This window comes from Glutamicibacter sp. BSL13 (assembly GCF_052928425.1).
Map to the genome: position 1 here is coordinate 1 of NZ_JAVGCZ010000113.1, position 8,008 is coordinate 8,008.

Below are 8,008 nucleotides of genomic sequence, written 5' to 3' on the forward strand. Positions count from 1 at the left end.
CCGAGCCCGGCCGGCAACGCTCTGGTGCGGTGGGACCCGGCCGGCTTTGCCGAACGCGAGCTGGCCGAACGCCATGAGATCGGCCTGCCCCCGGCGGTGCGCTCGGCGATCGTCACCGGTCCGGGCGCCGAACGCTTCATCGGGCAGCTGCAGCTGCCGGTGACCGTGCACGGGCCAAGCATTGATGAGCAGACCCGCGAACACCGCTACGTGCTGTTCTTCTCCTACGCCCAGGGCCCGGCGGTGACCGCCGCGCTGCGGGGCCTGCGCGCGAGCATGTCCGCGGCGAAGGAGCCGCTGGTCACCGTCCGGGTGGACCCGGACGAGGTGCTCTAAACCCCGCCTGGCCTGTGGGCCGGCGCGGTTAGCGCAGCCGCCCGGCGAGGAATTCGCGGATCGCCCAGGCGGTCTCCTCCGGCTTTTCGTAGTGGATCAGGTGTCCCACGTTCTCCAGCATCACCAGCACCGCCTGCGGGAAGCTGGCGCGCAGCTGTTCCTGGGTGTCGGGGCTGCCCATCTCATCGTCCTCCCCGCCGACCATCAGCACCGGTTCGGCGATCCGCGGTGCCCACTGCTGCACCGTGTGGCTGATCGAGGCCCGGTAGGCCTGGGAGAGGGTTTGGCGGTTGTGGAAGCCGGAGAAGTAGGCGCGGTGCTGGTCCCGTACATAGCGGCGCAGCTGCGGATCCCGGCTCTTGGTCATGAACCAGCTCATCGCATCGGTGATCAGCCCCGAGCGCAGGATCCGCTCACCCACCCCGGCCGGCAGCTTCGCGCAGGCCTCGTAGAAGAGCCCGGCGCCGGCGGCGATCACCCGCTGGGAGGACTCCAGGGGCGGCTCGGAGATCGGGTTGAGCAGGATCAGCGAGGAAAAGACCCGCAGCGTGGCCAGCTTCGCGGCCACCAGGGAGCCGAAGGAATGCCCCAGCAGGATCACGTGCCCGCCCAGCTGCAGCTCGCTGGCCAAGTCATCGAGCACCCGGGCGTAGCCTTCCACGTCGTGTTCGGTGTCCATGGGGCTGGAGGCCCCGAACCCGGGCAGGTCCGGGACGATGAACGTGTACTCGGGCAGCAGCTCGGTGATCCGGGCCAGGCCGTGGTGGTCCCCGCGGAAGCCGTGCACCGCCAGGATCACCCCGGCCGGGGTGTCGGTGCTGGACGGGTAGGTGAAGACCTTCATGGTGGAGTGCCGATGGTGGTGGGTGGAGATCAGTTCATCACGAAGGCGCATGCGTTAATGCTACCCACCGAGCAGGGCCAGGGCCGCTCCCTCATCGATGATCAGGTCGGTGATTAAGCCACCGGCCAAAGCCCCGCGCACAGCCGGAATCTTGCTGCGTCCGGCCACCACGCACAACCGGCGCGGCACCGCGCGCAGCGCGGCCAGGCTGGGGCCGGTGGAGCGGTTGTTGATCTCAATGTCCTGGCTGCGCCCGGCGGCGTCGAAGAACACGGTGGCCACGTCCCCGACCACCCCGATCTCGCGCAGCTGGGCGTTCTCCGCCTCGCTGAGGTAGCCGCCGCGGTACACCTGGGAGGCGACCGCGGCGTTGGCCGCGCCCAGGGAGAAGACCGCCAGGTTCATTTCGCTTTGCACCTTCAGCACCCGGCGCACCGAGGTCTCCTGCCACATCGCCTCCCGGGTGGCGGCGCGGTCAAAGAACGCCGGGACCGGGAACTGCTCGACCCGGGCGGTGAACGCCTGGCCGAAGCGGGTGAGGATCTCGCTGGCGTAGCCGACCCCGCTGGTGTTCGGGTTCGCCGCCCCGTTCAGCTGCACGATCACCGTGTCATGGGTGGGGTGGCTGCCCAGCGCCGCGGAGAGCGCCTGCATCGTCGAACCCCACGCCACCCCCACGGTCATGGAGGAGGAGACCATGTTGCCCAGCACGTAGGCGGCGTGTGCGGAGACCCGCTGCAGCACCTGGGTGTCATCCAGGGATCCGTCGGTGGGCACCACCTGTACCGAGATCCCGTACAGGTCCGAGAGCTGGGCGGCGGCCATCACCGACATGTTTGCCGCCGGGTTGATCTCCACCGAGACCATGCCGGTGCGCTTGGCGAAGGAGAGCAGGCGGGAGACGGTGGAGCGCGAGGTGCCCAGCTCCCGGGCGATGCTCTCCATCTTCATGTCCTGCACGTAATACAGGTGCGCGGCCCGCAGTGCATCGCGGGATTTTGGGTCCACTTGCACGGATGTGTCAGATTTGGGCCGGGCCCGTGCCGTGCCGCGCACCGATTCCTGCATCGAAACCACCTTTTTCGCACACTTGTGCAAATCATTTGACCTGTTTGTTCCTGCGTGACAAGACTAACCGTATAAAGACCAAAGGTTGAGATACAAGGGGGCGGTGACCGTGCAACGGGACCAGCTGAAACTACTGCGCCAACGGCCGAATGCGCAGGTACTGGTGGTCGGCGGAGGCATCAACGGGGTGGCGACGTTCCGCTACCTTGCCATGCAGGGAATCGACGTTGCGCTGATCGAGCGCGGGGACTACAGCCAGGGCGCCTCCGGCGCCAGCTCGCACATGATCCACGGCGGCATCCGCTACTTGGAAAACGGTGAGTTCCGCCTGGTGCACGAGTCCGTGCAGGAACGCAACTCGCTGCTGCAGATCGCCCCCCACTACGTCAAGCCGCTGCAGACCACCATCCCGATCTTCTCCACCTTCTCCGGCATCCTCTCCGCCCCGATGCGCTTCCTGACCCACAAGTCGGGCAAGCCCACCGAACGCGGTGCGGCGCTGATCAAGGCCGGGCTGATCATGTACGACGTGTTCGCCGGCATCGGCGGGCGCAACACCCCGTGGCACAGCTTCAAGGCCGGACGCAACGCGCGCAAGGACCTGCCGGCGCTGCGCCAGGACGTGAAGTACACCGCCACCTACTTTGACGCCTCGGTGCACAACCCCGAGCGCCTGACCCTGGACGTGCTGCGCGACGGGCTGGCCGCCAACCCGCAGGCCCGCGCCACCAACTACACCTCGCTGACCGGCTTCAAGGACGGCAAGGCGCAGCTGCGCGACGAGCTGAGCGGGGAGCAGTTCGAGTTCGAGGCCGACGTGCTCGTGAACGCCACCGGCGCCTGGGTGGACCTGACCAACGAGGACCTGGGCCGGGACACCAAGTGGACCGGCGGCACCAAGGGCTCGCACATCGTGCTGGACCACCCCGAGCTGCTGGCCGCCACCGGGGGCCGGGAGATCTTCTTCGAACACGAAGACGGGCGCATCGTGCTGATCTACCCGATGCTTGGCCGCGTGCTGGTGGGCACCACCGACCTGGAGCACGACATGCGTGAACCGGCGGTGTGCACCGAGGAGGAAGTGGACTACTTCTTCGAACTGATCCACCACGTCTTCCCGAACATCAAGGTCGACCGCCAGGACATCGTCTACCGCTTCTCCGGGGTGCGCCCGCTGCCGAACCACGATGACACCGCCCCCGGGTTCGTCTCGCGCGACTACCAGGTGAAGGAAACCCGCCTGACCGACAAGACCATGATGCTCTCGCTGATCGGCGGGAAGTGGACCACCTTCCGCGCGCTGGGTGAGAACCTGGGCGGCAAGGTGCTGAACTTCCTGCGCGCCGAGCAGCGCCAGAGCACCGTCGGGGTGCCGATCGGCGGCGGACGGAACTTCCCGATGAACGAGGGCGAACTGGATGCCTGGTACGCCGCCCGCGAGCACCGGGCCGGACGCGAACGGCTGCGCGTGCTGCTCGAACGCTACGGCACCCGCGCCGACGCGGTGCTGGACATCGTGGGCGAGGATGAGCACCTGCTGGAGCACAGCGACCAGCTCTCCCACGAGGAGCTGGCCTACCTGGCCGAGCAGGAGCAGGTCGGTCGCCTGATCGACGTGTTCATCCGCCGCACCAACCTGGCCTTCCGCGGCCTGGTGACCAATGAATTGGTGCACGAGGTGGCAAGCAGCCTCGCCGTGCCCATGGGCTGGGATGGGGCCCAAACCGACGCCGAGATCAATCATGCGCTCTCGGTGCTGCGAACCCACCACGAGGTGATTCTCACCTAATCAGTGGCCGGCGGCAGTGGGCCGCCGGCGTCCACCCCAGGAAGGTCAGTGTTGACTCCGAATATATTTCTTGCCGAACTCACCGGCACATTCATTCTGCTGCTATTGGGCACCGGCGTGGTGGCCAATGTGAATCTGAAGGGGACGTTGGGCCACGCCGCGGGCTGGCTGACGATCTGTTTCGGTTGGGGACTGGCGGTCTTCGCCGGTGTCTGGGTGGCCGCCGCTTCCGGCGCCCACCTGAACCCGGCGGTCACCGTCGGTTTGATGGTCAACGCCGATGCCACCGAGCTGGCACCGGGCGTGGACAAGACCGTGGCGAACATGCTGCTGTACTTCGCGGCCCAGATGATCGGTGCCGTGCTCGGCGCCGTGGGCACCTGGCTGGCCTACAAGAAGCACTTCGATGAACCCATCGACGGCGGCAGCAAGCTGGGCGTCTTCGCCACCGGAGGGGCCATCCGCTCCTACCCCTGGAACATGGTTACCGAGATCATCGCCACCTTCGTGCTGGTGTTCGTGATCAACGGCTTCGGCAAGACCCCCCATGGGTTGGGCCCGCTGGCCGTCGCGCTGATCGTGGTAGCCATCGGCGCCTCGCTGGGCGGACCCACCGGGTACGCGATCAACCCGGCGCGTGACCTCGGTCCGCGCCTGGCGCACGCCCTGCTGCCGATCCCGGGCAAGGGATCATCGGACTGGGCCTACTCCTGGGTCCCGGTTGCCGGACCGCTCATCGGCGGTGTCCTGGGCGGTCTTGGTGCCGCCGCGCTGTTCTAGAACCTTGAGCTATCGGCGGGGATCACACAAGCTGGTCTCAGGCAGGTGCCCGCACCGGCCGCGGCCGTGACCCCACTGCCCGGCCCCCTCACCCGAGGGGGCCGGGCATCGAGGAAAGAACAACGTAGTTTTTTTTAGCGAAAAGAGAGTGAACCATGAGCTCGAAGTACGTCATCGCCATTGACCAGGGAACCACCAGTTCCCGGGCGATCGTGTTCAACCACGCCGGTGAGGTCATCTCCGTGGGCCAGCTGGAACACGAGCAGATCTTCCCGCAGGCCGGATGGGTGGAGCACGACGCCACCGAAATCTGGAACAACGTGCGCGAAGTGATCGGCCAGGCCCTGTCCAAGGCGAACCTGACCCGCCACGACATCGAGGCGGTGGGCATCACCAACCAGCGTGAAACCACCGTGGTGTGGGACAAGAACACCGGTGAACCGGTGTACAACGCGATCGTCTGGCAGGACACCCGCACCCAGCAGATCGTCGACGACCTGGCCGCCGACGGGGGAGTGGACCGCTACAAGGACAAGGTCGGCCTGCCCCTGGCCACCTACTTCGCCGGCACCAAGATCAAGTGGATCCTGGACAACGTGGACAACGCCCGCCAGCGCGCCGAGGCCGGGGACCTGCTCTTTGGCACCACCGACACCTGGGTGCTGTGGAACCTGACGGGCGGCACCGACGGCGGCGTGCACGTCACCGACGTCACCAACGCCTCACGCACCCTGTTCATGGACCTGCGCACCCGCGCCTGGGATGAGCAGATCCTGGCCGACTTCGGGGTCCCGGCCTCGATGCTGCCCGAGATCCGCTCCTCCTCCGAGGTCTACGGCACCGTGCACACCAACCAGCTGCTGCGCGAAACCCCGGTGGCCGGCATCTTGGGCGACCAGCAGGCCGCCACGTTCGGGCAGGCCGCCTTCACCCCGGGCTCGGCGAAGAACACCTACGGCACCGGCTGCTTCCTGATCTTCAACACCGGCAATGAGATCGTCAAGTCCTCCAACGGGCTGCTGACCACCATGGCCTACCAGCTGGGCGACGCCGAGCCGGTGTACGCGCTGGAAGGCTCCATCGCGGTGGCCGGCTCGCTGGTGCAGTGGCTGCGCGACAACATCGGGATGATCGCCACCAGCGCCGAGATCGAGGATTTGGCCGCCCAGGTCGAGGACAACGGCGGGGTCTACATTGTCCCGGCGTTCTCCGGGCTGTTCGCCCCCTACTGGCGCTCCGAGGCCCGTGGGGCGATCGTGGGCCTGACCCGCTATGCGAACAAGCACCACCTGGCCCGCGCGGCCCTGGAGTCCACCGCCTTCCAGACCCGTGAGGTGCTGGACGCGGTGAACGCCGACGCCGCGGACCCGCTGACCGAGCTGAAGGTCGATGGCGGGATGGTCGCCAACGAGAACCTGATGCAGTTCCAGGCCGACATCCTCGGGGTGCCGGTGGTGCGTCCGAAGGTCACCGAAACCACGGCCCTGGGTGCCGCCTACGCGGCCGGGCTGGCCGTGGGCTACTGGAAGGACCTGGGCGAGCTGGAGTCGAACTGGTCCGAGGACAAGCGCTGGGAGCCGAACCTGGACCCCGAGGAGCGCGAACGCAAGCTGCGCCTGTGGAAGAAGGCGGTCACCCGCACCTTCGACTGGGTCGACGAGGACACCCGGCACGTCTAAGCCGGTCAGGCGCCCGGACCGCCACACCGCGGCGCGGGCACCGCGCGCCGCGCACCCCAGGCCCACGCCTGGGGTGCGCGGCAGTTTAACCGGCCCCAAAGCGCGTGCCGTGGCGCGCCTGTTCCGGCCGCGGATCGGACCCCGTCACCGATGCGGCACCACCCGGTGCCGGTACGGTAGAATCGTGATATGTATTCCCAGTTTCACCTACTCTAAGGTGCCGCCCCCGACGCCAGCTGCGGGGGTCTTTGCGTGTCTGGGAGAGACCAACAATTCAGAGCATGTTTGTGAGACGAGCTAAGTGACATCATCGACGAACGAGACGAAAACCTACGACTTTCGTGCCATGGAGGCCAACTGGGCCAAGGTGTGGGAAGACCTAGAGGTCTTCAAGCCCAAGGATGACGGTTCGGCCGAGCGTCGCTATGTCCTAGACATGTTCCCCTACCCCTCCGGGGACCTGCACATGGGCCACGCCGAGGCGTTCGCGATGGGGGATGTGGTCGCCCGCTACTGGAAGCTCAAGGGCTACGACGTGATGCACCCGATCGGCTGGGACTCCTTCGGGCTGCCGGCCGAGAACGCGGCCATCAAGCGCAACGCGCACCCGGCCGAATGGACCTACAAGAACATCGAGACCCAGGCCGCCAGCTTCAAGCGCTACGCCATCTCCGCGGACTGGTCGCGCCGGCTGCACACCTCGGACCCGGAATACTACCGCTGGACCCAGTGGCTGTTTAACCGCTTCTACGAAAAGGGCCTGGCCTACCGCAAGAACCACCCGGTGAACTGGTGCCCGAAGGACCAGACCGTGCTGGCCAACGAACAGGTCGTCAACGGCGCCTGCGAACGCTGCGGCACCCAGGTGACCAAGAAGTCGCTGAACCAGTGGTACTTCAAGATCACCGACTACGCCGACCGCCTGCTGCAGGACATGGAGGACCTCAAGGGCCACTGGCCCGAGCGGGTGCTGCTGATGCAGAAGAATTGGATCGGACGCTCCGAGGGCGCCGAGGTCACCTTCAGCATCGAGGCGGCCGGGGACAAGCCGGCCAAGGACGTCACCGTGTTCACCACCCGCCCGGACACCCTGTACGGGGCGACGTTCATGGTGGTGGCCGCGGACGCGGACCTGGCCGGGGAACTGGTCACCGACGAGCAGCGCCAGGCGCTGGCCGGCTACCAGGAGCAGGTCAACCACCTGTCCGAAATTGAGCGCCAGAGCACCGAACGCGAAAAGACCGGGGTGTTTTTGGGCCGCTACGGCATCAACCCGCTCTCCGGGGAGAAGCTGCCGATCTGGGCGGCGGACTACGTACTCTCCGACTACGGCACCGGCGCGATCATGGCCGTGCCCGCCCACGACCAGCGCGACCTGGAGTTCGCCCTGGCCTTCGACCTGCCGGTGCGCGTGGTCGTGGACACCGGGGAGGAAGACCCGACCGTGTCCAGGACCGCCACCTCCGGGGACGGGAAGCTGGTGAACTCCGGGCAGCTGGACGGGCTGGACAA

The 8,008-nt window shown here is 67.0% G+C and carries 6 protein-coding genes and 1 pseudogene; 5 read left to right on the forward strand and 2 right to left on the reverse strand.

What is annotated here, in order from left to right; translation table 11 throughout:
- Positions 1–336 (forward strand): annotated as a pseudogene (locus RCJ92_RS14000) (primosomal protein PriA); the annotation flags it as partial.
- Positions 337–364: 28 nt separating this feature from the next.
- Here the strand turns inward: RCJ92_RS14000 and RCJ92_RS14005 are convergent.
- Both RCJ92_RS14005 and RCJ92_RS14010 read right to left on the reverse strand, forming a co-directional pair.
- A complete protein-coding gene (locus tag RCJ92_RS14005; RefSeq protein WP_346922916.1) occupies positions 365–1,231 on the reverse strand; it encodes an alpha/beta fold hydrolase in 867 nt (288 codons plus the stop codon).
- A 9-nt stretch (positions 1,232–1,240) separates the two neighbouring features.
- Positions 1,241–2,188, reverse strand: a complete 948-nt coding sequence (locus tag RCJ92_RS14010) for a sugar-binding transcriptional regulator (protein ID WP_360028913.1) — start codon at positions 2,186–2,188, stop codon at positions 1,241–1,243.
- 169 nt (positions 2,189–2,357) lie between these two features.
- Here RCJ92_RS14010 and RCJ92_RS14015 point away from each other — a divergent pair, with 169 nt between their 5' ends.
- The 4 genes from RCJ92_RS14015 to RCJ92_RS14030 all read left to right on the forward strand — a co-directional run.
- Positions 2,358–4,037, forward strand: a complete 1,680-nt coding sequence (locus RCJ92_RS14015; protein ID WP_421013628.1) for a glycerol-3-phosphate dehydrogenase/oxidase — start codon at positions 2,358–2,360, stop codon at positions 4,035–4,037.
- A 48-nt stretch (positions 4,038–4,085) separates the two neighbouring features.
- Positions 4,086–4,817 (forward strand): MIP/aquaporin family protein, encoded by a 732-nt coding sequence (locus RCJ92_RS14020; protein ID WP_391495672.1) that lies wholly within the window; start codon positions 4,086–4,088, stop codon positions 4,815–4,817.
- Positions 4,818–4,972: 155 nt separating this feature from the next.
- The gene (glpK, locus tag RCJ92_RS14025) at positions 4,973–6,496 is read left to right on the forward strand and encodes a glycerol kinase GlpK (RefSeq protein ID WP_421013627.1); all 1,524 of its coding nucleotides are present in this window, start codon (positions 4,973–4,975) and stop codon (positions 6,494–6,496) included.
- 346 nt (positions 6,497–6,842) lie between these two features.
- Positions 6,843–8,008, forward strand: a 1,166-nt coding sequence (locus RCJ92_RS14030; protein WP_446754869.1) for a class I tRNA ligase family protein, incomplete at its 3' end; no start/stop codon positions are given.

Bases quoted from the DNA above. Each gene is read 5' to 3' on its own strand.
- glpK (WP_421013627.1), top strand. From the start codon at position 4,973: ATGAGCTCGAAGTACGTCATCGCCATTGACCAGGGAACCACCAGTTCC.
- RCJ92_RS14005 (WP_346922916.1), bottom strand. From the start codon at position 1,231: ATGCGCCTTCGTGATGAACTGATCTCCACCCACCACCATCGGCACTCC.